General features: G+C 61.9%; 27 protein-coding genes. 9 read left to right on the top strand and 18 right to left on the bottom strand.

Annotated features, from left to right (window positions below):
* Positions 1-32: 32 nt before the first annotated feature.
* Positions 33-2540 carry a DNA ligase D gene (ligD, locus tag DXT59_RS13465; RefSeq protein WP_116137407.1) on the bottom strand — a complete coding sequence of 836 codons (2508 nt, stop codon included), beginning with the start codon at positions 2538-2540 and terminating at the stop codon, positions 33-35.
* 261 nt (positions 2541-2801) lie between these two features.
* Between ligD and DXT59_RS13460 the strand changes: the two genes are divergently transcribed.
* From DXT59_RS13460 to DXT59_RS13450, 3 genes are all read left to right on the top strand, one after another.
* Positions 2802-3158 (top strand): hypothetical protein, encoded by a 357-nt coding sequence (locus tag DXT59_RS13460; protein WP_116137391.1) that lies wholly within the window; start codon positions 2802-2804, stop codon positions 3156-3158.
* Complete coding sequence (locus tag DXT59_RS13455) at positions 3158-3358, top strand: hypothetical protein (RefSeq protein WP_116137390.1); 201 nt, start codon at positions 3158-3160, stop codon at positions 3356-3358. Before DXT59_RS13460 ends, DXT59_RS13455 begins: the two co-directional genes overlap by 1 nt.
* A gap of 66 nt (positions 3359-3424) precedes the next feature.
* On the top strand, positions 3425-3862 hold the full coding sequence (locus DXT59_RS13450) for a hypothetical protein (RefSeq protein WP_116137389.1): 438 nt from the start codon (positions 3425-3427) through the stop codon (positions 3860-3862).
* Positions 3863-3887: 25 nt separating this feature from the next.
* On the opposite strand, the gene argS is transcribed toward DXT59_RS13450, so the two are convergent.
* The 6 genes from argS to DXT59_RS13420 form a co-directional block, all read right to left on the bottom strand.
* Complete coding sequence (gene argS / locus DXT59_RS13445; RefSeq protein WP_116137388.1) at positions 3888-5702, bottom strand: arginine--tRNA ligase; 1815 nt, start codon at positions 5700-5702, stop codon at positions 3888-3890.
* A gap of 83 nt (positions 5703-5785) precedes the next feature.
* On the bottom strand, positions 5786-6295 hold the full coding sequence (locus DXT59_RS13440; RefSeq protein WP_116137406.1) for an H-NS family nucleoid-associated regulatory protein: 510 nt from the start codon (positions 6293-6295) through the stop codon (positions 5786-5788).
* Between the two features lie 218 nt (positions 6296-6513).
* Positions 6514-7110, bottom strand: a complete 597-nt coding sequence (gene cysC / locus DXT59_RS13435) for an adenylyl-sulfate kinase (RefSeq protein ID WP_275895777.1) — start codon at positions 7108-7110, stop codon at positions 6514-6516.
* Between the two features lie 11 nt (positions 7111-7121).
* Positions 7122-7658 (bottom strand): GNAT family N-acetyltransferase, encoded by a 537-nt coding sequence (locus tag DXT59_RS13430; protein ID WP_116137386.1) that lies wholly within the window; start codon positions 7656-7658, stop codon positions 7122-7124.
* Complete coding sequence (locus DXT59_RS13425) at positions 7655-8248, bottom strand: helix-turn-helix domain-containing protein (protein ID WP_116137385.1); 594 nt, start codon at positions 8246-8248, stop codon at positions 7655-7657. The genes DXT59_RS13430 and DXT59_RS13425 overlap by 4 nt, the downstream gene beginning before the upstream one ends.
* A 101-nt stretch (positions 8249-8349) precedes the next feature.
* Complete coding sequence (locus DXT59_RS13420; RefSeq protein WP_116137384.1) at positions 8350-9129, bottom strand: NAD(P)H-dependent oxidoreductase; 780 nt, start codon at positions 9127-9129, stop codon at positions 8350-8352.
* Positions 9130-9201: 72 nt separating this feature from the next.
* Here DXT59_RS13420 and DXT59_RS13415 point away from each other — a divergent pair, with 72 nt between their 5' ends.
* A complete protein-coding gene (locus tag DXT59_RS13415) occupies positions 9202-10113 on the top strand; it encodes a LysR family transcriptional regulator (RefSeq protein WP_116137383.1) in 912 nt (303 codons plus the stop codon).
* Between the two features lie 31 nt (positions 10114-10144).
* On the opposite strand, the gene DXT59_RS13410 is transcribed toward DXT59_RS13415, so the two are convergent.
* Positions 10145-11386: an MFS transporter gene (locus tag DXT59_RS13410; protein ID WP_116137382.1), complete on the bottom strand. Its 1242-nt coding sequence runs from the start codon at positions 11384-11386 to the stop codon at positions 10145-10147.
* Positions 11387-11490: 104 nt separating this feature from the next.
* On the opposite strand from DXT59_RS13410, the gene DXT59_RS13405 reads away from it, so the two are divergent.
* Complete coding sequence (locus DXT59_RS13405; RefSeq protein ID WP_116137381.1) at positions 11491-12468, top strand: LysR family transcriptional regulator; 978 nt, start codon at positions 11491-11493, stop codon at positions 12466-12468.
* A gap of 12 nt (positions 12469-12480) precedes the next feature.
* On the opposite strand, the gene DXT59_RS13400 is transcribed toward DXT59_RS13405, so the two are convergent.
* From DXT59_RS13400 to ampC, 8 genes are all read right to left on the bottom strand, one after another.
* Positions 12481-13332, bottom strand: a complete 852-nt coding sequence (locus tag DXT59_RS13400) for a 3-hydroxybutyryl-CoA dehydrogenase (protein WP_116137380.1) — start codon at positions 13330-13332, stop codon at positions 12481-12483.
* A gap of 14 nt (positions 13333-13346) precedes the next feature.
* Positions 13347-14534: a beta-ketothiolase BktB gene (bktB, locus tag DXT59_RS13395; RefSeq protein WP_116137379.1), complete on the bottom strand. Its 1188-nt coding sequence runs from the start codon at positions 14532-14534 to the stop codon at positions 13347-13349.
* A gap of 53 nt (positions 14535-14587) precedes the next feature.
* On the bottom strand, positions 14588-16246 hold the full coding sequence (locus DXT59_RS13390) for an electron transfer flavoprotein-ubiquinone oxidoreductase (RefSeq protein ID WP_205417424.1): 1659 nt from the start codon (positions 16244-16246) through the stop codon (positions 14588-14590).
* Positions 16247-16285: 39 nt separating this feature from the next.
* Positions 16286-18076 (bottom strand): acyl-CoA dehydrogenase, encoded by a 1791-nt coding sequence (locus DXT59_RS13385; protein ID WP_116137378.1) that lies wholly within the window; start codon positions 18074-18076, stop codon positions 16286-16288.
* 173 nt (positions 18077-18249) lie between these two features.
* Positions 18250-19305, bottom strand: coding sequence for an AraC family transcriptional regulator (locus DXT59_RS13380; RefSeq protein WP_116137404.1), 1056 nt, complete (start codon positions 19303-19305; stop codon positions 18250-18252).
* A 110-nt stretch (positions 19306-19415) separates the two neighbouring features.
* On the bottom strand, positions 19416-20216 hold the full coding sequence (locus tag DXT59_RS13375; RefSeq protein ID WP_116137377.1) for a hypothetical protein: 801 nt from the start codon (positions 20214-20216) through the stop codon (positions 19416-19418).
* Between the two features lie 250 nt (positions 20217-20466).
* Positions 20467-21294: a GNAT family N-acetyltransferase gene (locus DXT59_RS13370; RefSeq protein WP_116137376.1), complete on the bottom strand. Its 828-nt coding sequence runs from the start codon at positions 21292-21294 to the stop codon at positions 20467-20469.
* Positions 21295-21401: 107 nt separating this feature from the next.
* A complete protein-coding gene (gene ampC / locus DXT59_RS13365) occupies positions 21402-22511 on the bottom strand; it encodes a class C beta-lactamase (protein WP_116137375.1) in 1110 nt (369 codons plus the stop codon).
* 244 nt (positions 22512-22755) lie between these two features.
* Here ampC and DXT59_RS13360 point away from each other — a divergent pair, with 244 nt between their 5' ends.
* Positions 22756-22974, top strand: coding sequence for a ribbon-helix-helix protein, CopG family (locus tag DXT59_RS13360; protein WP_116137403.1), 219 nt, complete (start codon positions 22756-22758; stop codon positions 22972-22974).
* A complete protein-coding gene (locus DXT59_RS13355) occupies positions 22968-23333 on the top strand; it encodes a type II toxin-antitoxin system VapC family toxin (protein WP_116137374.1) in 366 nt (121 codons plus the stop codon). Before DXT59_RS13360 ends, DXT59_RS13355 begins: the two co-directional genes overlap by 7 nt.
* Positions 23334-23354: 21 nt before the next feature.
* Here the strand turns inward: DXT59_RS13355 and DXT59_RS13350 are convergent, their stop codons facing one another.
* Positions 23355-24251 carry a LysR family transcriptional regulator gene (locus tag DXT59_RS13350; protein WP_116137373.1) on the bottom strand — a complete coding sequence of 299 codons (897 nt, stop codon included), beginning with the start codon at positions 24249-24251 and terminating at the stop codon, positions 23355-23357.
* Between the two features lie 107 nt (positions 24252-24358).
* On the opposite strand from DXT59_RS13350, the gene DXT59_RS13345 reads away from it, so the two are divergent.
* A complete protein-coding gene (locus tag DXT59_RS13345; RefSeq protein WP_116137372.1) occupies positions 24359-25240 on the top strand; it encodes an aldo/keto reductase family oxidoreductase in 882 nt (293 codons plus the stop codon).
* Between the two features lie 43 nt (positions 25241-25283).
* On the opposite strand, the gene DXT59_RS13340 is transcribed toward DXT59_RS13345, so the two are convergent.
* Positions 25284-25991, bottom strand: coding sequence for a GNAT family N-acetyltransferase (locus DXT59_RS13340; protein ID WP_116137371.1), 708 nt, complete (start codon positions 25989-25991; stop codon positions 25284-25286).
* Positions 25992-26115: 124 nt separating this feature from the next.
* On the opposite strand from DXT59_RS13340, the gene DXT59_RS13335 reads away from it, so the two are divergent.
* On the top strand, positions 26116-26499 hold the full coding sequence (locus DXT59_RS13335; RefSeq protein WP_116137370.1) for a GntR family transcriptional regulator: 384 nt from the start codon (positions 26116-26118) through the stop codon (positions 26497-26499).
* Positions 26500-26567 lie beyond the last annotated feature (68 nt).

The raw sequence follows: 26567 nt of genomic DNA, 5'->3' as shown, positions 1-26567 counted from the left end.
GGCAGGGTCCGCTTGGCCGCCAGCGATTTGCTTCATTTTAGGAGCTTTATCGCCGGTGCCAACGATTGGGGAGTCGAACCGTAGTCCGCCCATGGATCGCCGGCCCGAAAGCTCAGGTACTCTCGCGCCGTTTCTACAGTCCACTGCGCGCCGCTTTTCAGTTCGGACAACTGCTCCCACGACACGGGCATCGACACACCCATCCCCGGCCGCGCGCGTGCCGAGAACGCGGCCACCGTGGTTTGGCCTTTGCCATTACGCAGGTAGTCGACATAGATTTTTCCGATGCGATTCGATGCGCCCGATGTCGCGGAAAATCGTTCCGGAATGACTTTGGCCAGATGCCGAACGAACGCCTGCGAGAACGACTTGACCGCTTCATAGTCGAGACTGGGTTCGAGCGGCACAACGACATGCAGCCCTTTGCCACCGCTGGTTTTCAGCCACGCCTCCAGTTTTAGTTCAGACAATAGCGTTCGCACGAGAAGCGCAGCCTCTTGCACCTGCGCCCACTTGACGCCCTCGCCCGGGTCCAGGTCGAAAACGACTCGATCGGGCGCATCGACCCGCCCCACGACGGAGTTCCATGTATGAAATTCGATAACGTTCATTTGCGCGGCCGACAATAGCGCATCCTCGGTATCGACCGAGAGCAGCGGCGGATGCTTCGGCCACAGCTCGCGGTCATGTTCCGTGAGCCCGGGCATCCCGGTGCGGTCCGCGTGCTTCTGGAAAAACAGCTCAGACTCGATGCCGGAAGGCGCCCGCACGAGCGAGACGGGGCGATCTTTCAAATGAGGCAGCATCCACTGCGCGACGCTGGCGTAGTAGTGCACGAGGTCGGCCTTGCGTACGCCGCTCGCAGGATCGACGATCCGCTCCGGGTGCGTGATCTTCAGGCTAGGCGACGGCTTCGGCATCTCCGTCTTCCCGCCCTCCCGCACTACGCTGCTCGCCGGCTTATCCAAGCGTAACCCTTTGAACGATGCCTGCCGGACATGCCCATCGTCGGACCATTCGGCGAATTCGATTTCGGCGACGAGCTTCGGTTGGACCCAGCGTTCGCTGCCGGCAGTACGCCTAGCCCACCGGCTCGATTTATCGACAACTACCTCGAACGGCGGCGCATCCACTTCGAGCGGGATCAGGCGCTTCCAAAGATCACGCCCGGTTCGAGCGTCCCATCCCGTTCCAACGTTACCCGCCGCGCGAAGCCGGTTGCCGGCGTAGTAACCAAGGAGCAGACTGCCGATTTCCCCGGCCTTACCGCCGCGCGGAGTAAAGCCGCATATCACCAACTCCTGTCGGAAACGGGCTTTCGCCTTCAGCCACGTGTGTGTGCGTCCGGATTCATACGGCGCATCGCGCTGCTTCAATAAGAGACCTTCGAGACCTAGCCCCGACGCCGCTTCAAATACCTGCGCGGGCGGTGCGTCGAAATCCTGGCTGAATCTAATTCGTTCGCCGGCGCCGCCTAGGAGATTCGCGAGCAGCGCTCGCCTCGCCCATAACGGAACGCGCCTTAAATCTCTTCCGTCGAGGTACATCAGATCGAACACGAAGTAGACGATGTCCCGATCGCTACTGCCGTCTATCGCATCTTGCAGCGCGGCGAAATTCGGAATGCCGTCTCTGAGCACCGCGATCTCGCCATCGAGCCACGCAGTCGAGAGCGGTAGCCTGGCCAGATCCGCGGCAAGACCCGCGAACTTCGTCGTCCAATCATGGCCCCGTCTCGTGAGCAACCGTACGTGGCCTTTCTCGAGGCGGCAGAGGATACGGTATCCGTCGAGCTTGGCCTCGGTTATCCAATCGCCGCTCGTTGGCAGCGTCGCCGCGAGCGTAGCGAGTTGCGGCTCCAGCTTGGCCGGCAAGGGAGCCTGCACCGCGGCGGACAAATCGATTTCCACCTGTTCGTCTTGCCGCAACGAGTGTTTCGGTTCGCGCGCTTCGATACGCCCCAGGGGGTGCGTCACGACGCTATCGGGAAGCGCCTTGATGACATCGTATTCGGCGATCGGACGAGCCCATTCGTCGCGCTTTTTAAACATCATCCACTGTTCCTGCGGCTCGTCCGGCTTCGATATCTTGACCAATTCCCAAAGGCCCGCGAGCTTCTCGCCGTGGAGCCGGAAGACAAGCTTGCCCGCTTTCATGCCGGCACGAGGATCGCCCACCGGCTCCCAATCTCCACGGTCCCAAACCAGGACGGTCCCGGCCCCGTATTGCTTCGGCGGAATCGTCCCTTCGAAGGCGGCATATTCAACCGGATGGTCCTCCACGTGAATCGCCATTCGTTTTTCTTTCGGGTCGTAGCACGGGCCCCTCGGAACGGCCCACGAAAGCAGCACGCCGTCGAGTTCGAGCCGGAAGTCGTAATGGAGCCGGCTGGCCCAATGTTTTTGCACGACGAACGAAAGCGGCTGATCGCCGGCAGACCGGCTTGCGGCGGATGGCGCCGGTTCCGGCGTCACCTGAAAGTCTCGCTTCTTTCGGTACCGCGCGAGGACAGGAGAATCTGGGGAGGGAGTCGAAGCCATTGCACTTGTCGGCGGCAAATCCACGATATCCATTGTTCGCATCAGCGGGCCTTTTTGCAACGCACGTGCCGCCGGTGGCCGGTCTCGGCATGGTACTCGCGCCGACGAACGAACCGGATGACACCTGTATAGATATACAGTAATATGCATCCCGTTCGCCGCAAGCGCCCTGGTTGTCGCACGGGTTGCGATGGCGCCGGTATCGGTATTCATAACCGATACAGGAAGCTGACTGAGTTCGCCTTGAAGGCAGGAGATGAGATGTTGCGCGTTTCGACCGTGATGCTACTGATTTGCACCTGGGCCGGCACCGCCCACGCCGGCGAACACTATCGCGAAGTATGGAATCCGCCCGAGGCGCGACATGCAACGCACGTCAACCAGCATACGGCGCACCGGCCGGCAACAGCTCACCGATTGTCCGCAAAACGTGCAACGAAATCAAAAACGTCGCGCGTTACCGTCAGTGCGCTCAAACAGGCGAAGCGGCAGCATCCCGCGCGACCCGTTTCCCTCAATGCCGCCCCGCGCGTCGAGGCCCTTCCACCGCTACTGACTCCGGAAGGCAATATACTTCGAGTCAATTCACGCGGCACACGAACGGAAGTCATGCGCTGATGGACGCCGAACGCTACAAAGGGTATTCGATATGGGGACACGCCATCCGGCAGGGCCACGAATACGCGGCGAGCGGCACTATCACGCAAAATAACAAGCTGATCGAAACGTCGGGCGTGCTGGGTACGTTCGAAAGCGAGAGCGAAGCCGAGTTGGTGGGACTCGATTGGAGCCGCGCCTGGGTAGACAGTCACGGCTGAAGCCTCGAACCGCCCGCCCGGCAATCGCATTCGCCGCGACAATCGCAACGACCGAAGGATAAGAACATGGCAGTATCGAGCACCCGCCCTGTACTCGAGGAAGCGTGGATCGCTTTGCAGTTTCAACTTGCCGGGCTGAGGGCCGGATTCGACGGCGATATTCCCGAGGCGGTATTGAACGCGCGCGACGACGCCTACGGGATGATCGAGGCGGAGTATCGGGGCTTGCCGTCCATTTATCCGGGACAGCGGGATGTCGAGATTCCTGCCTACGACATCTGCGAGCGAGAAGACGAGCTTCAAGAATCCGAAGGACGCCTAGTGGTCGCGATCTCGTTCGTCAGCCCCTACGACTTTACGGATGAGGCCATTGCAGAACTGAAAGCGCTGTGCACCGCGAAATTCGCGGAAGCGGCGGCCACTCACGGAATCGAATGCGTCTTCGCAAGTGTGGAAGGCTGGCGCCGCTTGTCGTATGTCGAGCGAATCGTTATCGAGGTTTGACCGCGCCGCGCGGGACGTTCGACGCTTACATTCGGTCGGGCACGGAAATGCCGAGCAAATACAACCCCTGCGCGAGCACGCGTAGGCACAGCGTGCTCATAGCTAGCCGGGAACCTTGCAATGCCGCGGTATCGGCGGCCAACACCGGACATTCACTGTAAAAGCGGCTAAACGCTTGTGCCAAACCAAACACATAGTCCGTTAGTTCGTTCGGCGCGAGATTCGCGGCCGCCGACTTAACCACCTCCGGAAACCGCGCGCATTCGAGCAATAACGCACGTTCGGCAGCATGCTCCGGCAGCATCGTCCCGATCGATATGCCTTGATCCCGTGCACGTGTGAGGATGGATTGAATGCGCACGCAGGCGTACTGGACGTACGGCCCCGTCCTTCCCTCGAACGACACCATGCGGTCGGGATTGAACATGTAGCCCAATGTCCGAAAGCTCGAGAGGTCCGCAAACTTGACCGCACCAATCCCCACTTGCCGTGCGAGCTTATCGAGGTCGGCATCCGTTGCGAGCGTCTCAGGACCCGTACCGGCATCGATCTCGGCCGCGTCCGTTTTCGTGCCGGCTCGAATCGCGGCGAGCCGCTCGCGAGCCTTGTCGATCGCGGCGTTCAGCAAATCCGACAATTGCGCCACCCCACCCTGCCGTGTCTTATACGGCTTTCCATCGGGTCCGTTCACGGTACCGAAACCGGCGTGAATCAGTTCGATATTGCCCACAAACCCGGCACGGCGAGCCGCCCTAAACACTTGCTCGAAATGCAGCGCTTGCCGCTGGTCAACCACATAAACGATCTTCGCTAAGCTCGGTTCGCGCGCGCGAGCGACGATAGTGGCCAGGTCGGTCGTCGAATACAAGGCCGCGCCATCCGATTTCGCTAAGATTAGCGGCGGCAACGGACTCGCGTCGCCGGCCTCGGCGACATCGATGACGAGCGCCCCCTCGCTTTCCACAGCGATCCCCCGCTCGCGCAGATCGGCCACCATACCGGGAATCAACGATTGGACGTCGCTCTCGCCCAGCAGGAGATCGAAATGCACGTCGAGCGCATCGAAGTCGCGCTTTTGTGCATCGATGGATATCGTGCGAATCGCCTGCCAAAGCATCGTATAGCCGGGATGACCGCCCTGCAGTTGGGCCGTTGCTTCACGTGCTTCGTTCATCCGCTCCGGGTCCGCCTGGCAAGCTGCCGCCGCGCGCGGATAGAGTTGCTGGAGGTCCTGCATATCGAACGGAAGCGCCGCTTGATCGAGGCTGGGCGAGGCGCCGAAGCATGGCAAAGCGGGAAATAGGCGGCGAATCTCGGCGATCAGCATGCCCATTTGCAAGCCCCAATCGCCAAGATGAACGTCGGAAATCGTCCGATGGCCTTGGCAGGCGAGAATGCGCCGCACACTCTCTCCGATCACGAGCGAGCGAAGATGACCGACATGCAACGGCTTTGCCACGTTGGGCCCGCCGAAATCGAGCATCACGACTTGCGTGGCTACGCGCTCGATTCCTACCCGCTCCGAATCGAGTTGATATCGCGCGTAATCGGCTAACAGCGCAGCCGATAGCCGCAAATTGATGAAGCCTACGCCCGCCACCTCGACGGAATCGAAGGCCGCGCTCTCTTGCAGCTTGGCCGCGACGGCCGCGGCAAGATCGCGTGGGTTGCGCCTCAACGACTTCCCGAGCGCCATCGCGCCATTGCACTGCATATCACCCAGCTCGGGGCGCGTGGCACGAACTGCGCGAGCACCTTCGACTGGTAAGCCGCACGAGAGAAAGGCCTCACGAAGCAAGCAGTCAACTCGCTCGTTCAGGGTACCCGAGGGGTTCGGCATCTCGTTTCGATCCTTATTCGTTGTCCGTGCCGCATGCACGGCATCGAACGCACTTCGCTTTTATTCGCGTCTATTCGCGCCGCTTACGCCTGACCTTCGATTAGAAATTTGGAGCGGTCTTTTGCGTCCGCCAACCACGCCGGCGCGCGCCCGCGTCCCGACCAGGTGACACCCGTCTCCGGATGCCGGTATTTCGCCGGTTGCGGACCGCGAACGTAATCGCCTTGCCTTTTCGTTTCCCCGGCGACCCCGTTCAATGCGCCGGATGCGTGGCCGTCGACGAGGAACTTATTCCGATTCTTGACCTGCGCGATCCAAGCCGGCGCTCGCCCACGCCCCGACCAAGTCGCCCCCGATTTAGGATCCCGGTATTTCACCGCAGCCGGGGCATGGCTGATAGAACCGTTGCTCGCGGCACGCCCGCCGCGCTTCTTGCCGCTAAGATACGTCTCGATATCGGAAACGGTCACTCCGCTTTTCCGCATCAACTCGACGATCCGTTCGAGGCTGGCGACAGCTTGTTTCGTCCGAATTGCTTCAGCCTGTTCTTGCAGGCGCTTGATCTTCATTTCGATCGATTCCAACGTAGCCATGAGTTTCTCCATTCATTCGAATGGGACGCACTATGCCACGACTAGAAGCGCGCTGCTACTCGTACATCGAAATTCGTAAGCCGCGACGACGGTCCGCGTTAAGGAAACCTCAGTATTGAGGGCGAATTGCCACGAGGAATACAGTTCTGTCGGATCGATATTCGTATGCGCGATCGGGCAAAAACAAATCGGATATCTCGAAAGCTATTTGAATCGCACTATCGCTTTTCGCTTTCCGGCACACGAGGTGCGCTATGCAGACCGCCGAAATCCAGCATGATCGCTATCGCATCGACGGCCGCTTCGGTCGTCTGCGCACTCGTATCGATCGATAAATCGGGATCTAGGGGAATTTCGTAGACATCGCCGATGCCCGTCAAATTCGTAATCTCTCCCGCCCTAGCCTTGGCGTATAACCCTTTTGGATCACGCGCCTCGCATACCGCAAGGGGCGTCGAAACGAACACTTCGACGAATCGTTCCCGACCGATTGCCCGCCGCGCCGCCTCGCGGTCGGCACGATACGGCGACACCAGCGCCGCGATCGCCACGACCCCGGCGTCATTGAGTTCTTGGCATCGCTGCGCCACGCGCCGGACATTTTCCTTGCGATCCTCGGGCGAGAAACCCAAATCTCGGCATAAGGTCTGCCGGACGACATCGCCGTCGAGCACTTCGCTCATAACGGATCGAGTCTCGAGCCATGCGGCAAGCGCATGCGCTAGCGTGGTCTTGCCGGCCGCGCTCAGGCCGGTGAACCATACGGTACAAGGAAAGCTGTTCATGGATGGCCTCGATCGCCGCGCTTGCGTAATAGGGAGGCCTACTATACGAGTTGCTTATGAAAAAACGTTGTCCCGCAAAACGCGCCATCGGGCATCAACGCATAATTCGGCACCGTCCCGACCTTTAGCCACCCCGCGCGTTCGTAAAGACGCTCCGCATCCCCACCCGTCACCGTATCGAGCAAGAGCACGGATTTACCCGCCTCGCGTGCATGCTCATCGACAGCCGCGAGCAAACGCTGCGCGATGCCCTGCCGCCTGGCGTCGCGATGCACGAGCATCTTCGCGACATCGGCGCGATGCGGCTGATTCTCCGGCTGTGCCGTAATCAATTGGACCGTGCCCAAGATGCGCCCCGCCTCGTTTTCGGCGATCAGCAAGATGCGTTCGCCGGACGCGACGCCCTCGGCCACACGCCGCCAAAACCGCATCGCGGTATCGCGCGATATCGGCAACATGAAGCTCACCGATGCCCCGCCCTCCACACAATCGATCAATACGTCCGCCAACGCCTCCACGCATGCCATCGCCTCGTTGGTACCCACACGCCGTATCGTCACGGTCTCGGTCGTCTTCATGAGTGGCTCCGCGATTCGTTGGAGGACGGCTTGCTCAGCGCGACCAGATAGCGTGCGTTCTTGCGCGAGGTATTGCGAAATACGATCGGGCAATCGAGCTTCATCGCCAGGCAATCGCCGGCTTCCAGACGCCATTGACGCTCCCCCACGGTCACTTCCATTGCCCCGTCGATGATCCACACTTGCTGATGAATATCGGCATCGCGCAGGCCGGTCTCGTAAGCGACTTGCTTACCGGGCGGGAATTGAACCTCGACTAATTGAATCGGCGACCAGGCGGGCGGCGACAGATTGCGCCGGACATAACCGGACTCGGGGTCGGTCCACTGCAATTGCTCGTGACGCGAGCAATGCGGCGACGGCTCGGCAATCGCCACTTGCTCCGTCGGCTCGAACAGCGCCGCCAGCGAGACGCCGAAAGCCATCGCAAGCTTGTCGAGTACGATCGCGGTAGGGCTGCTTTGCCCCCGCTCGATCAAGGAAATATTGGACCGGCTGACCTTGCTGCGCTCGGCCAGCGCATCGAGCGACCAGCCCTTGGCGTCGCGCAGTTCGCGAACGCGGCGGGCGATCGTGTCATGAACGTTCATAGCATCTAGTTTTATGGAATTCAATGTCCAGTAAACTAGATGCACCAAAATGCCTTGTCAACATCGACGCCCTTCTCAAGTATCGCGCCGCCGCGTGCGCGCTATTTAGCGATGTGCACGCCAAGCCCGGCCTGCCCCGGCAAGATATCCTCTTTCAGCGTGCATTCCGGGATCTCGTAGTCTCCGGCATTCTGCCGCCGATACGGAATCGGCCTCGTGCTCCAGAGTTCGTCCAAGCGCCGCCCCAATGCATCGCAGGTTTGAGCGAACCGGGCCGCGTCCATCTTGCTCGTTCGATAGACGACGAACGGCGGCAGGACGTCGAAGCCCGGATAGAAGAGCACGCCGTGATTGATCGGGAACAAGATGTCGTCGATCGGCCCGTTGATTCCGCGCGGACCGTAATGCGGCTCCCATCCGCCGGCCGTGACGACGAGCATCGCGCGCTTGCCGGCCAACGAGCCTTCTCCATATCGGTCGCCCCAGCGCTGATCCGAATGCTCACCGACGCCATAGGCGAAGCCGTACGCATAGACGCGCTCGACCCATCCCTTCAGGATCGCCGGCATCGAAAACCACCAGAGCGGAAATTGGAGAATCACCGCATCGGCCCATTTCAGCTTGTCTTGCTCGGCGGCGATATCCGCGCTTTGCGTGCCGTTCGCGAACGCCCGCTTCGATTCGAGCGACGCATTGAAGGCGGTCCCCGGCACGTGCTCGGTGCTGTCGCCGGCATCGACCACGGCCTTCCAATTCATCGCATAGAGATCGGAGACGCGCACCGCGTGCCCCGCCGCTTCCAACCGCTTTACCGAAAAATCCCGCAACGCGCCGTTCAATGACGTCGGTTCGGGATGCGCATAGACGAGCAATACATTCATGACATCGATCTCCTGTGTGACTGACGACACAGCGTAGAGCGCGCCGCGTTATATTAGAAATGAATTGCTAGAATTCGAGGTATAGCCGTGGATAATCGCCTCAGACGTCTCGATCTCAATCTGCTCGTCACGCTCGACGTGCTTCTAACGGAGCGCAACGTCACGCGCGCGGCGCAGCGTTTGCACTATTCGCAACCGTCGGTCAGCGTTCAACTCGCGAAACTGCGCGACATATTCGACGATCCTTTGCTGTTGCCGGGGCCTCGCGGAATGTTGCCGACCAAGCGCGCGGACGAGTTGCGCGAGCCGTTGCGCGAGGCACTCGATGCGCTTGGGCGCACGGTCGCGCCGCAGCAAGCATTCGATCCCGCGTCGGCGAGCGAAACCTGGCGGCTCGCCGCGACCGATTACGCCGAATCGACGATCGTGCTCCCGGCGCTGCGCGCACTACGCCCGGCGTCGCCGAATAGCCGGCTGGCCGTCGTCGAAATGGTGCCGCCGCGCTTCGAGAAGCAAGCCGAGCAAGGCGAGATCGACCTCGCGTTTCATACGGCCGATGGAGCGCCGCAATCCATGCGGCGGCGCGTCCTGTTCGCCGAACGCTACGTAATGGTCGGCCGGGCCGATCATCCGCGTTTGAAGCGGCGGCCCACGATGGCGCAGTTTTGCAAGCTGGAACACGTCATCGTCTCGCCCGACGGGGGCGGGTTTCATGGCGTCACGGACGAAGCGCTCGCCGCGATCGGACTCACGCGACGCGTCGTGCTTTCCGTCCCGCACTTTCTATTTTTAGTGTCGGCGGTCGCAAGCACGGACCTCGTAGCCATGGCGCCGTTGCGGCTCGTGCGGGGCAATCCGGCGCTGCGCGTGGCCGAGCCTCCCGTCCATGTGCCCGGCTACGAGATGTGCATGCTATGGCATGAGCGGGCGCACCGCGATCCCGCTCATCAATGGCTGCGAGAACATATCGCCGCGTCGGTGTAATGCTTCTTCGGGGTAACGCGGCCGCCTTCGCTTACCGCGGCCACAACCGCACGGCCAGCGCGGCGAGCGAGGTCGTCACGGCCATCGCGATCACTCCGATCCACCCCCACTGCGCGAGCATCAAACTGCCGACGGCAGCACCCGCCGCCATACCGATGAACATGCCGACGAACAGCACCGCGTTCAGACGGCTGCGCGACGCGGGATCGATACCGTAGACGATCGTCTGATGAGCGATCAGGGTGGTTTGCACGCCGAGATCGAATCCGACCGTCGCCAAGGCCAACAGCACCAACTGCGCGTGGGGCGTCATGAAAGAGCCGAGCGCCATCGCCGCGAACGAAATCGTCGCAATGCCGATACCCAGCCGCGTAACGACCTCCGGCCCGCGGCGGTCGGCCAAGCGCCCCGCGATCGGCGCGGCCAAGGCGCCGGCCGCCCCGGCCAGGCCGAAGCCGCCGGCCACGGCGCTGCCGAAGTGAAACGGCGCGCCGTGCAGGAACACGGCCAGCGTCGACCAAAACGCGCTAAAGCCCATCGCCAGCAAACCTTGCGCAATCGCAGCACGGCGCAGCGCCCGTTGGTGCCACCAAAGATGCCCGAGCGAGGCAATCAACGCGCGATACGAAAGATGCGTGGTGGGCTTGAAGACAGGCAACCCCCGTTGCGCGGCCAAGCCGATCGCGGCCACGCTCATGGCCGCTGCGACGAACATGACACGCCAACTGTAGTGAGCCGCCACCAAGCCGCTGACGACGCGCGACAGCAAGATACCGAGTAAGAGTCCTGTCATCACGGTGCCGACCACCTTGCCGCGATGCGCGTCAGGAGCAAGCACGGCAGCCGCGGGCACGACGTCTTGCGCCATCGTCGCCGACAAACCGATCGCGAAGCTCGCTGCCATCAGCAAGCCGATCGACGGTGCGACAGCCGCGAGCAGCAGCGCGAGGACGAGCGCCGTTGCTTTGGCGAGAATGACACGACGCCGGTCGTAGCGATCGCCGAGCGGAGCCAACAGCAAGATCCCGACGGCATAGCCGAGTTGCGTCAGCGTCGGCACCATGCCGACTGCGCGCGCGGATGCGCCCATATCGGATTGGAGCACGCCGAGCATCGGCTGGCAGTAGTACAGCGGCGCGACGCCGAGTCCGGCGGCCGCGGCCAACAGCAAGACGAGGCGCGGCGACAAAGAAGCGGCAGCAGCTCCCGCCGATTGGGAATGCGCTGGCGACGCGCTGGCGGGCGTCGTCTGCAAGGTTTGCGTTGTGGTCATGACGGTAGCGTCCAGACAGAAATCGAAGGAATGGACGGCAGTTTGACGCAGTGCGTCGAACACCGGTAGTACCGTGCCGCGCACATTTGTTATACGCTCGGCGTATGAACAAAAAAATTCGCCCATCCCGCGTCCGTCCTGGCACGGCAAACGCCGCCGATTCCTCGTTGGAAGGCGCGAGTCAGCGTTTCCAGCTTATGGAGACGTTCGTACGTATAGTCGAATCGGGCAATTTGTCAGCCGCCGCGGCGCAGTTGAACACCACGCAACCGACGGTCAGCCGTCGCCTGCAAGCGCTCGAACGCTCGCTCGGCGTGCGCTTGCTGCACCGCTCAACGCATACCATGCGGCTCACGGTGGACGGCGAGCGGTGCTTCAACCGCGCCAAGGAGCTGCTGGCCAGTTGGGCCTCGTTCGAAGCCGAAGTGCGTGGCGCGCAAGAGGAACCCGAGGGACTGTTGCGCGTGGCCGTGCCGCATGCGTTCGGTCAGCAAAGATTGGTGGAGCCGCTTGTCCGGTATTTGAAGGACTATCCGCGCGTTCAGGTGGAGTGGCTGCTGCAGGACGACGTGCGCGACTTCATCGCCAAGGGGATCGATTGCGCGATCCAGGTGGGGGAGCCGAACGATCCGGCCGTCGTGGCGATCCGCTTATCGAAGGTGCCGCGTATCGTGGTGGCCGCCCCCTCGTTGCTCGAAGACGGCCGAGTGCCGCAAGAGCCCGACGAGCTCGTCGGGATGCCGTGGATGGCGTTGCGCACCTACTACCGCACCGAGTTGACGCTCACGCATGAGGAAACCGGCGAAACGCGGCGGATCCCCATCCGCCCGCGAATCAGCACGGATAACCTCTATGCGCTGCGCAGCGCGGCCCTGCTGGGAATGGGCGCATGCGCAAGTTCGGCTTGGCTGCTGGCCGAAGACCTGGCCGGCAACCGTTTGGTCCAACTCGCGCCGAAATGGCAGGCGCAGGCGCTGCCCGTGTACCTGCTCTATCCGCACGCGCAGCATTACCCATCGCGGCTACTGCGGTTCATCGCCCTGATGCGAGAAGCGGTGTCCGTCGCGATGGGAGGTGCTTAGGGCACCTCTGCGTTACGCGTACTCGTAGACGCCGCGCCCCGTCTTGCGGCCCAGGCGCCCCGCCGCGACGTACTCGCGCAGCAGCGGGCACGGACGGTACTTCGGATCGCCGAAATCCTCCACGAACACCTCCATCACGGCGAGGCACACGTCGAGTCCCACCAGATCGGCGAGGGCCAGCGGGCCGATCGGATGATTGGCGCCGAGCCGCATGCCGGCATCGATCTCTTCCGCCGTTGCCACGCCTTCGGCCAGCAGGAAAAACGCCTCGTTGATCATCGGCACGAGGATGCGGTTGACGACGAAGCCCGGGCTATTGCGCACGTTGATGGGCGACTTCTCGAACCGCGTGACGAGCTCGGCCACCGTCGCCGCCGTGGCGTCGCTCGTTTGCAGGCCGCGAATGATCTCGACGAGCGGCATCAACGGCACCGGATTGAAAAAGTGCATGCCGATGAAGCGCGCCGGCTCGGCCAGCGTCGCGGCGAGCGCCGTGATCGAGATCGAGGAAGTGTTCGACGCGACGATCGTGCTCGGGGAGACGATCGTTTCGATCTGCTTGAGGATGCGCGTCTTGAGTTCGAGATTCTCGGTGGCCGCTTCGACGACGAGATCGACGGCCGCGAGGCGTTGATAATCGGTGGACGTTTCGATCCGAGCAAGCGCCGCGTCGCGCACGGCGGCATCGAGCTTGCCTTTCGCGACGAGCCGCTCGAGGCTCGAGCCGACGGCCGCCATGCCTTTGGCCAAGGCCTGCTCGGTCACGTCGATGAGGACGACCTTCAATCCCGATACGGCCGCCGTTTGCGCGATACCGTTGCCCATCGTCCCGGCGCCGATCACGCCCAAAGTTTGAATCGTCATGGCTATATCCGGACTCACAGCAGGTTTTCGAAAATCGCGGCGATGCCTTGGCCGCCGCCGATGCACATCGTGACCAACGCATAGCGTCCGCCGATGCGATGCAACTCGTCGATCGCCTTGACCGTGATCAGCGCCCCCGTCGCGCCGATCGGATGGCCGAGCGAAATACCGGAGCCGTTCGGGTTCACCTTGGCGGGATCGAAACCAAGCTCGCGCGTGACCGCGCAGGCTTGGGCGGCGAAGGCCTCGTTGGCCTCGACGACGTCGATGTCGCCGACGCTCAGTCCCGCCCGTTCGAGTGCGAGCCGCGTCGCCGGCACGGGGCCGATACCCATATGCAGCGGGTCCACGCCCGCATGCGCGTACGCCACCAGGCGCGCCATCGGCTTCGCGCCGTGGCGCTCGGCCGCCTCGCGCGACATCAAGAGGACCGCCGCGGCCGCATCGTTGATGCCCGACGCATTACCCGCCGTCACCGTCCCGCTCTCGCGATCGAACACGGGTTGCAGCTTCGAGAAGTCTTCGATCGTCGCCTGCGTACGCAGATGCTCGTCGGTGTCGAACACGACGTCCTTGCCCTTCACTCGACGCGTAATCGGCACGATCTGCCGCTTGAACCGCCCTTCGGCGATCGCGCGCTCGGCGCGCCGGTGCGATTCGAGCGCGAGCGCATCTTGGTCCTCGCGCGAGATGCCGTATTTACGCGCGACGTTCTCGGCCGTGATCCCCATCGGCACGCCGTGGAACGGATCGTTGAGCGCGCCCAGCATCATGTCGATCAAGCGCATGTCGCCCATGCGGGCGCCGAAGCGCGCGTCGGTCGCCACATAGGGCGCACGGCTCATGTTTTCCGCGCCGGCGCCGATCGCCACTTGCGCGTCGCCCAGCAAGATCGTTTGCGCCGCCGACACGATCGCCTGTAGGCCCGAGCCGCACAAACGGTTCACGTTGAACGCGGGCGTGGTTTCGGGAATGCCCGCGTCGATGGCGGCCACGCGCGACAGATAGAAATCCTTCGGCTCGGTGGCGATGACATTGCCGAACACGACATGATCGACGTGCTTGGGATCGACGCCGGCGCGCGCCAGCGTTTCGCGCACGACGATGGTTCCGAGCTCGGTCGGCGCGAGGTCCTTCAAGCTGCCGCCGAACTTGCCGATGGCGGTGCGCACGCCGCCTACAACGACCACTTCCTTGTTCATACCTTCTCCTCAATGATCCGTCTGATCCTTCCGATTCGCCTGCTGCCGCACCGCTACATATTCGAGTAGTTGGGTCCGCCGCCACCCTCGGGGGCCACCCATACGATGTTTTGCGTCGGGTCCTTGATGTCGCACGTTTTGCAGTGGACGCAGTTTTGCGCATTGATTTGCAGCCGTTCGCCGGCGGCTTCGTCCACGACGAACTCGTAGACACCGGCCGGACAATAGCGGCTTTCCGGGCCCGCATACGTCTTCAGATTGACTTGCACGGGCACGCTCGCATCTTTGAGCGTCAGATGCGCGGGTTGGTTCTCCTCGTGATTCGTATTCGACAGAAACACCGAAGACAGACGATCGAACGTCAACTTACCGTCGGGCTTCGGATAATCGATCGGCTTGCAGCGCGACGCGGCTTGCAGCGTCTCGTGATCCCAATGCCGATGGCGCAGCGTCCATGGCACCTTGCCTCCGAACAGCTTTTGTTCGAGACCGACCATCAACGTACCGACGTACAAGCCCTTGCTCATCCAAGGTTTGAAGTTGCGGCCCTTGTGCAGCTCCGCATGGAGCCACGACGTGGCGAACGCTTGCGGATAGCCGCTGAGTTCGTCGCCCTGCCGTCCGGCCCGCAACGCATCGAAGGCCGCATCGGCGGCGAGCATGCCGGTTTTGATCGCCGCATGGCTTCCCTTGATGCGCGACGCGTTCAAGAAACCCGCTTCGTCGCCGACCAGCGCGCCGCCCGGAAATACGAGCTTCGGCAGCGATTGCAGCCCGCCCGCGGTAATCGCCCGCGCGCCGTACGAGACGCGCTTACCTCCTTCCAAGAAGGCACGAATCGCCGGATGCGTCTTGTAGCGCTGGAACTCCTCGAACGGCGAGAGATACGGGTTCGTATAGCCGAGCCCGACGACGAAACCGACGACGACCTGGTTATCGCCCATGTGGTACAGGAACGAGCCGCCGTACGTTTGCGTGTCGAGCGGCCAGCCGGCCGTGTGGATGACGAGGCCCGGCTGATGCTTGGCGGGATCGATGTCCCATACCTCCTTGATGCCGATGCCGTACACCTGCGGGTCCGCCCCGTCACGCAGCTTGAAGACGTCCTGCAGTTGGCGGCCGAGATGTCCGCGCGTGCCTTCGCAAAACAGGGTGTATTTGGCATGCAACTCCATGCCGCGCTGGAAATTATCGAGCGGCTGCCCGTCCTTGCCGATCCCCATGTCGCCCGTGGCGACGCCTTTGACGCTGCCGTCCTCCGCGTACAGGATTTCGGCTGCCGCGAAACCCGGGAAGATCTCGACGCCGAGCGCCTCGGCCTGCTGCCCGAGCCAGCGCGTGACGTTCGCCAAGCTGATCACGTAGTTGCCGTGATTCTTGAAGTTCTCGGGCAACATCCAATTCGGAACGGAGGTCGCACCCGTCTTCGATAAGAACAAGAAGCGGTCCTCCGTGACCGGGACATCGAGCGGCGCTCCCTTTTCCTTCCAATCGGGAATCAACTCGTCGATCGCGCGCGGATCCATGACGGCGCCCGAGAGGATGTGCGCGCCGATCTCGGAGCCTTTTTCCAGCACGCAGACGCCGATCTCGGCGCCCTCTTGCGCCGCGCGCTGCTTGAGGCGAATCGCGGCGGATAGGCCCGCTGGGCCGCCGCCGACGATCACCACGTCGTATTCCATCGATTCGCGTTGCGTGGCGCTCGTCGTCATGCTCGTGATTCCTTCGTGCTCAGTGGTGCTCAGTCATGCTCAGAATTGTTCGACGTCGAAGGCGAGCCAGCCTTCACCGCCCTTCGCGGTGACGATCGACGTTTCCAGCGCGGCAGCCTGCGGCAGCACGTGCTCGGCGAAGAATTGCGCGGTCGGGATCTTGGCGCCGAAGAACGACGGATCCTGCGCTTTGCGTTCGGTCGCGATCAGCGCGGCACGCGCCATCTGCCAGCCGCCCAGCACGATGCCGGCAAGTTTCAGGTAAGGAACGCTGCCCGCGAACACCGCGTTCGGATCGGTCTTGGCATGCTTCACGACGAACTCGACCACACGTGCCATCGCCTGCCGGCCGGACTCGAGTTGTGTCGCGATGGAGCGCAAGGCGTCATCGTTCCGCGCTTTCAAGGCTTCGATGGTGCCGTCGATTTCGCGCAGCAGCCCCTGCGCCACCGCGCCGCCGTCGCGCAGCGTTTTGCGCCCCACGAGGTCGTTCGCCTGAATCGCCGTCGTGCCTTCGTAAATCGGCAAGATGCGCGCATCGCGGTAGTACTGCGCCGCGCCCGTCTCCTCGATGAAACCCATCCCGCCATGCACCTGTACGCCGAGACTCGTCACCTCGAGCGACATCTCCGTGCTCCAGCCCTTCACGATCGGCACCAGATATTCGTAGACCGCCTGGTGTTCGGCGCGCACGTGCTCATCCGCGTGGCGATGCGCGATATCGCTATGCGCCGCCGCCACGTAAGCGAGCGCGCGCGCCCCTTCCGTCAACGCGCGCATCGTCGCCAGCATGCGCCGCACGTCGGGATGATGAACGATCGTCACGGCCTGCTTGGCCGAGCCGTCCACGGGCCGGCTTTGCACGCGCTCCTTCGCGTAGGCCACCGCCTTTTGATAGGCGCGATCGGCCACTGCCACCCCCTGCATGCCCACCGCGAAACGCGCCGCGTTCATCATGATGAACATGTATTCCAGCCCGCGATTCTCTTCGCCGATCAAATAGCCGATCGCGCCGCCGTGATCGCCGAACTGCAGCACCGCCGTCGGACTCGCCTTGATGCCAAGCTTGTGCTCGATCGATACGCAGTGCACGTCGTTGCGCTCGCCGAGCGTCCCGTCTTCGCCGACCATGAACTTCGGCACGATGAACAGCGAAATGCCTTTCACGCCTTCGGGCGCGTTCGGCGTGCGGGCCAACACGAGATGGACGATGTTCTCGGCCATGTCATGCTCGCCCCACGTGATGAAGATTTTCGTGCCGAACAACCGGTACGTGCCGTCGCCTTGCGGCTCGGCTCGCGTACGCACGAGCGCGAGGTCGGAGCCCGCCTGCGGCTCGGTCAGATTCATCGTGCCCGTCCACTCGCCCGAGATGAGCTTGGGCACGTAGCGTTGCTTCTGCGCCTCGCTGCCCGCCGTCAACAACGCTTCGATGGCCCCGTCCGTCAGCAGCGGGCACAGCGCGAACGACAGGTTCGCCGCATTGAGCATCTCGATGCACGGCGTTGCGATCAGCTTCGGCAGGCCTTGGCCGTCGTATTCGGCCGGATGCTGCACGCCTTGCCAACCGCCCTCGACGAACTGACGGAATGCCTCCTTGAAGCCGGGCGTCGCGGTAACCACGCCCTCCTTCCAACTGCTCGGGTTGCGATCGCCTTCCACGTTGAGCGGCGCCAGTACTTGCTCGCATAGCTTGGCCGATTCTTCGAGCACGGCTTGGGCCGTGTCGAAGCCGGCCTCCTCGAAACCGGGAAGCCCGGCCACGGTATCGAGGCCGGCCAACTCTTTCAGCACGAACAGCATGTCCTTGATCGGAGCGGTATAGCTCATAGCGCACAGTCCAAATGAGGGAGGGAAGCGCGGCGTGGCGCCGTATGACAAATGCAGCCACGTCACGATGGTTTGAACGTGATCGTAACGATAAATGGTTGCCGCGGGCTGTCCAAACAGGACCGGCTACTGACAAATCTGGCCAGAAATGCGCCGTGAGGATGGCTTCGAACTTAAGCGCGGCGGCGGTAGGTGCCGGGCGTACTGCCCGTCCAGTGCCGGAACGCGCGGTGGAACGCGCTCGGATCGTCGAAGCCGATATCACCCGCGATTTTCGTGATCGTCTGATCCGTTTCGGTTAGCCGTTGGATCGCAATATCGCGGCGCAGTTCGTCCTTCAACGCCTGAAACGTCGTCTCTTCCGCCGCCAGGCGCCGGCACAGCGTTCGCACCGAGCAATGCAGGTTCGCCGCGGCTTGCTCGATCGTCGGCGAGTCGGGCAATTGCGCCGCCAGGTATTGACGGATGCGGTGACTGATCAGTTGCTCGCTGAACGAACCGAAGATCCAATCGCCCGGCGCACGCGCTAGAAACTTTCCCAAGTTGCGCTTGCTTTGCCGAATCGGCAAGTCGAGATACGCGGCGCTAAAGCGCATCAGCGTCCCATCGCAATCGAAGCGAACCGGCCCGGAAAAAAAGTATCGGTGATCGAGCGCGTGGGCCGGACGCGGACACGCCAGATCGACTTGCAAAAGCGGAATGTTCTGCCCGATGAGCCAGGAGGCGACACCGTGCACGAGCTTGAGCATCAACTCGTGTCCCAACGGCCCGATCCGATGAAATACGGGATTCGGGCGCAACGTGAGTTGGCCGACCGCGCCGCTGCGCCGCGACTCGAGGCGGAAGTCGTCGAGCACGATATGAAAGAACTGGCAAAAGCGGTGCAGCGCCGTCTCGAGGCTGCGCGCATCGAGCAAGCTCAAGCAAAGAAACTTCAACGTTCCGCTACGCAGCGGCCGGCTAAAGAAGCCCGGCATCTCGTCGTCGAGCGCGATCGCGATCGTTTGATAGAACGTCGAGAATTGCTCCTCGGTCACGCGCGCACCGGGCTCGGCCAGCAACTCGGGCGCGATACCGGCCTCTTCCAAATAACGATCGATGGTTTCCGGCCGCGCTTGCGCACCCGCGAGAAAAGCCTTCACGAGGGAGATCGGCACCGTTGCGCTCGGCGGCTCGGCGCAGGCCAGCCGCGTGGCTGAGCGTGACTTGTCGACGGAAGTGCGATGCATGACCGTGAGGATACCAGCGGCGCACGCCTCCTCTCGCGTGGCAGGCATCGCAGTTGGTTGAGTATGCGAACATAACGGTCGGTATGGAACGGATTTCGCCTGATGCGCCATTACTGGCCCGACACCATTCTCAAAAAATCTTTGGTCGGTATAGTTCGCGCGGCTGAAAGCGATGTACCCGCCGGCTCCAGGCTACTATAGCTCAGTACATCGCTACCTTTAGCGGGGCCGGCGACAACGACGTAGATATCGCCGGATGACACCGAAAAGCGTGCACCCGTTACGAGATCCGTCGTACTGAGATGCGCCCCATGCTCGTGGTCAGCGAGCCTGGACGGCTGCCCGCTGAGCACGTGGGACAGAGCGGCATCCAGCGCACACTCGCGGTGAATCGCACGTATCTTTGCCACTTCTAACGATGTAACGACCTCCGTTTCACCGCTCAGCTTGTATACGTAATCGGTATAGTCTTTGTAGTACGTATCTTCAATCGCTTTTACGATGATGGGTGCGGTTTCTTTCTGATAGATATCGGCGTTGAGCGCTGTCTTAGACCCGGACGTTATAGTGGCGCCCGCGGTCAACGCATGAACTGTCGTGAGAGGGTGAAACGCCGTAGCCAGTGCCGAGAAGATCGTTGTGCCGACGTCTAGTACGGAATCGCTGGTCCGCGCCGCAGCCGAAAGTGACCCAACGAAGAGATGGCACTTCTGCTCGGATTGCGATAGAACCTTACCGAGGTACTGCTTTTCCTTGCCGTCAACCACGGTGTCCATGTCATCCGTAACTAGCGGTGCCGCGCCCGTAAGCAGTTCCTCCGTCTTATTTATAGACGTCAGGGTATTGGCGCACCCCGTCAAGCCAGCTGTCAGCAGCATGGCAACAACAGTCCCCCGAAAACGCGCACTCATCTTCTTCTCCTTAATTTCTTGAATGAGTTTCGACGCCGTCGACCCCGAACTCGCGGCGTTGCTATGAATTAAATAACAATTCTTTTTCGATTGCTAGCCGATTTAGGCCACCAACTGGGAGAGGACTACTTGCTGGGCTTACTTAATTATCGTCTGCGGCCTCGCCAATAGGTCATCGACCACGCCGACCGGCGCACGTTCAATTTGGCGCCCAGCTCAGCCCGATAAGGTCGACGTGCGCGGTGGCAACTCAGTCGGCTTGACGCTGACAAGCCAGTGAAGGTTGGCAAAGCGAGCCGATCCGCGCCTGCGGCGTAAAGCCCAGCGATTCGTATAGCCGGATCGCATGGTGCTGCTCGTCGGCCACGATCACGAGGCGATCGCGAGCGGCGGCGGCCCGCTTGACGACTTCCATGAGCAAGGTGCGGCAAACGCGTTTATTGCGCTGGTCCTCGCGCGTCATGATCGACTGAAACCGCCCGATACGGCCGAAGAAAAAGAGGCCTAGGCTGCCGACCATCTCACCGTCGATAAACGCGCCCCACCAATTGCCCCACTGCCGCTCGATCAGTCCTCGATAAGCGGAGCGCTGGAACTCGACGCAGCGGCGAGACACTTCGTTTTCGGGATCGGGCATCTCGGCCAGCGACATGCGCAGCCAATCGTCCCAATCGCGCTCCGTATCGCCGTTGAACAGCCTGACCTCGACGGCCTCGTTCACTTCGAGCGAACGCACGGCATTGCGGTCGGCCGCGAGTACGGTGAAGGCGGCCGCTTCATAGCCGCGACTGACATAGGCGTCCAAGTCGCGGACGGCGCCCTCGGCCTCCGGCCACGCGAACGACCGATGCAACATCCGCGGCGGCGTACCGATCAAGCGCGCGAAATCCTCCTCCAGACGTTCGCGTTCGTCGTTGCCGGGAGGTGCGTCGAGGACGAGCATGTTGCCGGAAAAATACTCCGGCGCCTGCGCGGTGCGCATGATCGCGTAACGGCCGTCATGCGAGACGGAGCCGATTTGCGCATGGAGCAATAAATCTGTCGCCAGCCCTAGGTTTTCTTGTAATTGTCGATGCATACATGAATCAATTCATTGCAGGGGCGACGTCAATGCATGCCTTCGAAATCCGCGGCGGCGGCCCTGAACCGGAAGCCATGATAACGGTTCGCCGCGGTTCTCGCTCGTTATTGCCGATCTGACGCAAACGTGCTCAAGATCCGATACGCGGCGCGCACACGCTCGTCGATCGGGAAGTTTTTGTTCGCCAGCAAAACGATTCCCAACCGCTGTTGCGGGACGAAAGCGACATAGGCGCCGAAGCCGCTCGTCGAACCTGTCTTGTTGATCCACACGTTCTTGATGGGCACCTGAGGCGGTTCGATCGGCTGAACCGGCGTCGGGTTCAGGATAACGGCCGCTGAATTGCCTTGCAGCAACGCGTCCAGCGTCACGGGATACGCGTATTGCTCCCAAATCAGATCCTGCGTCATCGGTCCCACGCGATAGTAGCCGGTGTGCGTCTGCGTGACGGCGCGCTGCCATTTGCCGTCGAGCTTGGCGAGATTCATGTTCGCTTCGAGAAAGCGCAGCACGTCGAGGACCGTGGCCTTGACGCCATAGGCCGGTGCCGAAAGCATGCCGGGCGACATCCGAACCGGCGCGCCACGCTTGTTGTAGCCCTGCGCGTAATCGGCTTCGCGCGCCGCGGGAACATCGATGAAGGTACTGTTCATACCCAGCGCGGGAAATAGCCGCTGCTGCATCAGCGACGCAAAGTCGCCATCCAAGCTTTTCGCCGCGATCATGCCGAGCACGCCAATGCCGACGTTCGAGTAGGTGCGATACGTACCCGCTGCGTAGGTGGGCCGCCAAGCCTGCAGATAACGGATAAGGCCGTCGTCGTTTTCGATGTCGTCGGGCACCTGCAACGGGACACCGCCGGGCGTGTGCGTGCCGAGATTCACGAGTTGTGTTTCCCCAAACTTCGTATCGCGCAATGCCGGTAGGAATCTGCTCACCGGATCGGACAACGAAAGATCGCCGTTCGTGGCCGCATAGGAAACAAGTGTCGCCGTCAGCGTTTTGCTGACGGAGCCGAGTTCGAACAGCGTTCGCTCCGTGACGGGCCGGCCTGTGTCGACCGATGCCAAGCCGTAGTTGAATACATATTGCTTGCTGCCGTCGACGACGCCGACGGCCATTCCGTTGATGCCGTCTTTTCGCATGAGCGGTTCGATGACGGCATCGATGGTTTTCTTAACGGCATCGTTCTGACTTTCGGCGGCGTGACTCATCGCGGCACTTGCACAAGCGGCAAGGGCGACCGTCGCGCACAGGCCAATGACTTTACGCTTCACGGGTCTTGTTCTCCTTTCGGCATCAGTTCGGTGGGCACGTTGCCGCCTCGATGGCGGGAGTATCCCCTCGTCGCCGCGTGGCGGACAAACGACGGTTATTTCGGGCAAGGTAAAGAAAAACTATGATGTATGTATGATAGAAATGATATATGATAGCGATATCATGTTAGGAGTTACTGCCATGAGTCGAATCTTGATCGACCTCCCTGAGGAGCAGTTGTCCGAGCTCACTGCACTCGTTGAGGAGGAACAACGTCCACGGGCCGCGATCATCCGCGAGGCCATCGAAGCGTATATCGCGTCGCACAAACGCGGCCTTGGCGGCGATGTCTTCGGTCTGTGGAAAGGCAAGAGAATCGACGGACTCGAGTACCAGCAGGAGCTTCGTTCGGAATGGTGAAAGCGCTTTTCGATACAAACATCCTCATCGACTATCTAAGCGGCATCGCGGCGGCCAAGAAGGAACTGGCACGGTACGAGCAGCGTGCAATCAGCATTATTAGCTGGATGGAGGTGCTCGTCGGCACCTCCCCTGACGATGAGGCGGCCATTCGGAGATGGCTCTCTTCGTTCCACGTCATTGGGCTCAACGGTGACATCGCGAGCCGAGCCGTGGAAATCCGCAAGCATCGGCGCATCCGCCTGCCGGATGCCATCGTATGGGCATCCGCCGACATCAACTCGATGTTGCTCGTTTCTCGCAATACGAAGGATTTCCCCGCCGACGAACCGGGCGTGCGAGTGCCCTATAAGGTTTAGCGGCGCAAAGGCGCCACGGCATCAAACGGACCGCTCCCGAATGAAGTCGATAAAGGCGCGTAGCGGCGCCGGCACGTGACGGCGGCCCGGGTAGTACAGAAACGGACCGGTGAATGAAACCTGCCAAGGTTCGAGGATCACCTCCAGCGCCCGGCGATCAATGTAGGGCCGCAGCATCTCCTCGAACAAATGAACGACGCCGCCGCCGGCCGCCGCGACGCGTATCGTGAAATCGAGCGCCAGCGCCGGTTTGACGAGCAAGGGACCCGGCGGATCCAATTGGTAACGCTCCTCGCCGCGTTCGAAGGACCAAGTCACCATCGCGCCCCCGGAAAACTGAACGCGTAGACACGCATGCTCCAGCAATTCGCGCGGATGCTCAGGTCTGCCACGCGCATCGAGATAAGCCGGCGCGGCCGCCGTGACGAAGCGCTGCATGCGCGGGCCAATGGGGACCGCGATCATGTCTTGCTCGAGCCGCTCGTCGTAACGAATGCCCGCGTCGCAGCCGATCGAAAGAAGATCGACGAACCCGTCCTCGGCCAGCACTTCCACGCGCACGCCCGGATAGCGTTCGATAAATGCACTGACGAGGTCCGGCAAAAACGTGAGCGCGGCGCTCGACGGCACGTTCAGCCGTAGCGTCCCGGTAGGCGTATCGCGGAATGTATTCAATACGTCGAGGGCTTCCTGCATCTCCCCGAATAGCGGCATGAGCCGATTGAGCAAATGCGCGCCCGCTTCCGTGGGCGAGACGCTGCGCGTCGTACGGTGGAGCAGCCTCAAGCCTAGCTTGGCCTCCAAGCGTTTGACCGCGGTGCTCAAACTCGACGCCGATACCCCGCTCGTCCGCGCGGCGTCGCGAAAGCCTCCCGCTCGCGCCACCGACGCGAACGCTGCAAGGTCATTGAAATCCATTGCGCACTGTTCCTGATTTTGAACAACCCGTTCAACTTAAATCGGATTATCGAACAGCGCAATCGCTCTCATACTCGGCGCCGTTAACCCCTTTTACGGAGAACGTCATGTCGGCACCCACCATCGAAACGACCTTTTCCTTCGCGGGGCGCACCGTTCGCCGCCTCGGCTACGGCGCCATGCAACTCGCCGGCCCCGGCGTATTCGGTCCCCCGCGCGATCGCCAAGCGGCGGTGAACGTATTGCGCGAAGCGATCGCCGCGGGTGTGAACCATATCGACACTAGCGATTTCTATGGCCCCCACGTCACGAATCAAATCATTCGCGAAGCGCTCCACCCTTACCCTGAATCGCTGCTGATCGTGACGAAGGTCGGCGCCGTCCGCGGCAATGACGGCGCCTGGCTCAAGGCGCATGAGCCGGAAGATTTGCGTCGGGCCGTGCACGACAATCTGCGCAACCTCGGCCTCGACGTGCTCGACGTCGTCAATCTGCGCTTGATGTTCGATACGCACGGCCCCGCCGAAGGATCGATCGAAGCTCAGATGACGGCGCTTGCACAGTTGCGCCAAGATGGGCTCGTGCGGCACATCGGCATCAGCAATGCCACGCCGACGCAGATCGAGCAAGCGCAAAGCATCGCGCCGATCGTTTGCGTCCAAAACCACTACAACTTGATGCATCGGCACGACGATGCGCTCATCGATCGATTGGCCGGCCAAGGTGTCGCCTACGTTCCGTATTTCCCCTTGGGCGGATTCTCGCCCATTCAGTCAGCGGCGCTGTCGGAGATCGCGGCGAAGTTAGGCGCGACGCCTATGCAAACAGCCTTGGCGTGGCTGCTGCACCGGGCCCCGAACATCTTGCTGATTCCGGGGACGTCGTCGGTCGAGCATCTGCGCGAGAATTTGCGCGCCGGTGCACTGCAACTGTCCGAGGAAACGCTGGCCGAACTCGAATCGATCGGCCAGCCGGCGCCGGGAGTCTAACGCCTGTTGTCTAAAACCCGTTCAGCGCCGGTTCGCGGCCGGCTCAGCGACGCATCTGGTCAAGCGACATCCTTTGCTTGCCCTGCTCGTCGAAATTGTCGGCCGCGAGCCACGCCTTGAACGCTTGCTTTTGCATGGGCCATTCGGAATCGAGTATCGAGAACCAGGCCGTGTCGCGCGTGCGGCCCTTATAGACGAGCGCCTGGCGAAAGATCCCCTCGAACGTGAACCCGAGCCGCTGCGCCGCCGCCCGCGAGGGCGCGTTCAAACTGTCGCACTTCCATTCGTAGCGCCGATAGCCCAGTTCGTCGAACACGTACGACATCAACAAAAACTGCGCTTCGGTGGAAATAGGCGTGCGTTTGAGCAGCGGAGAAAACGTCACGTGTCCCACCTCGATGATGCCGTGTGCCGGATCGATGCGCATCAACGCCAACGTGCCCACAGCCTTGCCGGTCTTACGATCGATGACCGCATAGTGTCGCGGGTCGGTGCTGCGCGCGGCCGCTTCGGCATGTTGCTGGTAGGCGGCTTCGTTATCGAACGGGCCTACGCCCATGTAGGTCCAGTCCCGCCCATCCGGCGCCGTCCGATAAGCGGCAAATAGATCGTGCGCGTGACGTTGCGCGTCGAGCGGTTCGACGCGGCAGTATGTCCCCTCCAGCTTGACGGCACCGGGCAGCGGGCGCGGCGACCAGCCAGGTACGGGTGCGCCGATCGGTTGGCCATATTCGTTGGTATGCGTGGTCATGGGTTCCCCCGATTGGTGTGGTCGAGCGAAGACTTTAGAATCGTTCGTGGCTTACGAAAAGAGCCACAAAGAAACTATTCGATGGTGCCACGGAGCCCCGTCGTTCACGGAGCCCATACACCGCATGCTTGCCGTCGACGCGTCCGCCGATCCTGTCCTTGAACTTTTGCTCGAAACGCCGCTCGTCAAAGACCGAACGGGTACATCGTTGCAAAGGCAACTGCATCAGCGAATCCGCAGGGCGATTCTAGATGGGCGCTTGCCGTCCGGCAGTAGATTGCCGGGTTCGCGCGCGCTCGCGACGGCACTTGGGATCTCGCGCAACAGCGTGACGGCGGTGTACGAGCTGCTCGGCGCGGAGGGCTATATCGCGCCGAGCCGGCAAGGCACGCGCGTCAGTCTGCTCGAACGGCCTCGCGAACGCCCCGATGCGGCGCGGCAAGCGGCCGCCCCCGCGCTTGCGCGGCGGCTCGCTCACGTGCGTGAGAGCTGTCACCTTCCGGCATAAAGGAGCCGGGTATTTCCGGCATATAGGCGCCAGTAGAAGTGGGTAGAAACGAGCATCTTTGCGGTTCA

Source organism: Trinickia diaoshuihuensis (genome assembly GCF_003390925.1).
GTDB lineage: Bacteria > Pseudomonadota > Gammaproteobacteria > Burkholderiales > Burkholderiaceae > Trinickia > Trinickia diaoshuihuensis.
The sequence above is the reverse complement of the archived record's forward strand: the minus strand, read 5'-3'. Positions and strand labels throughout refer to the sequence as shown.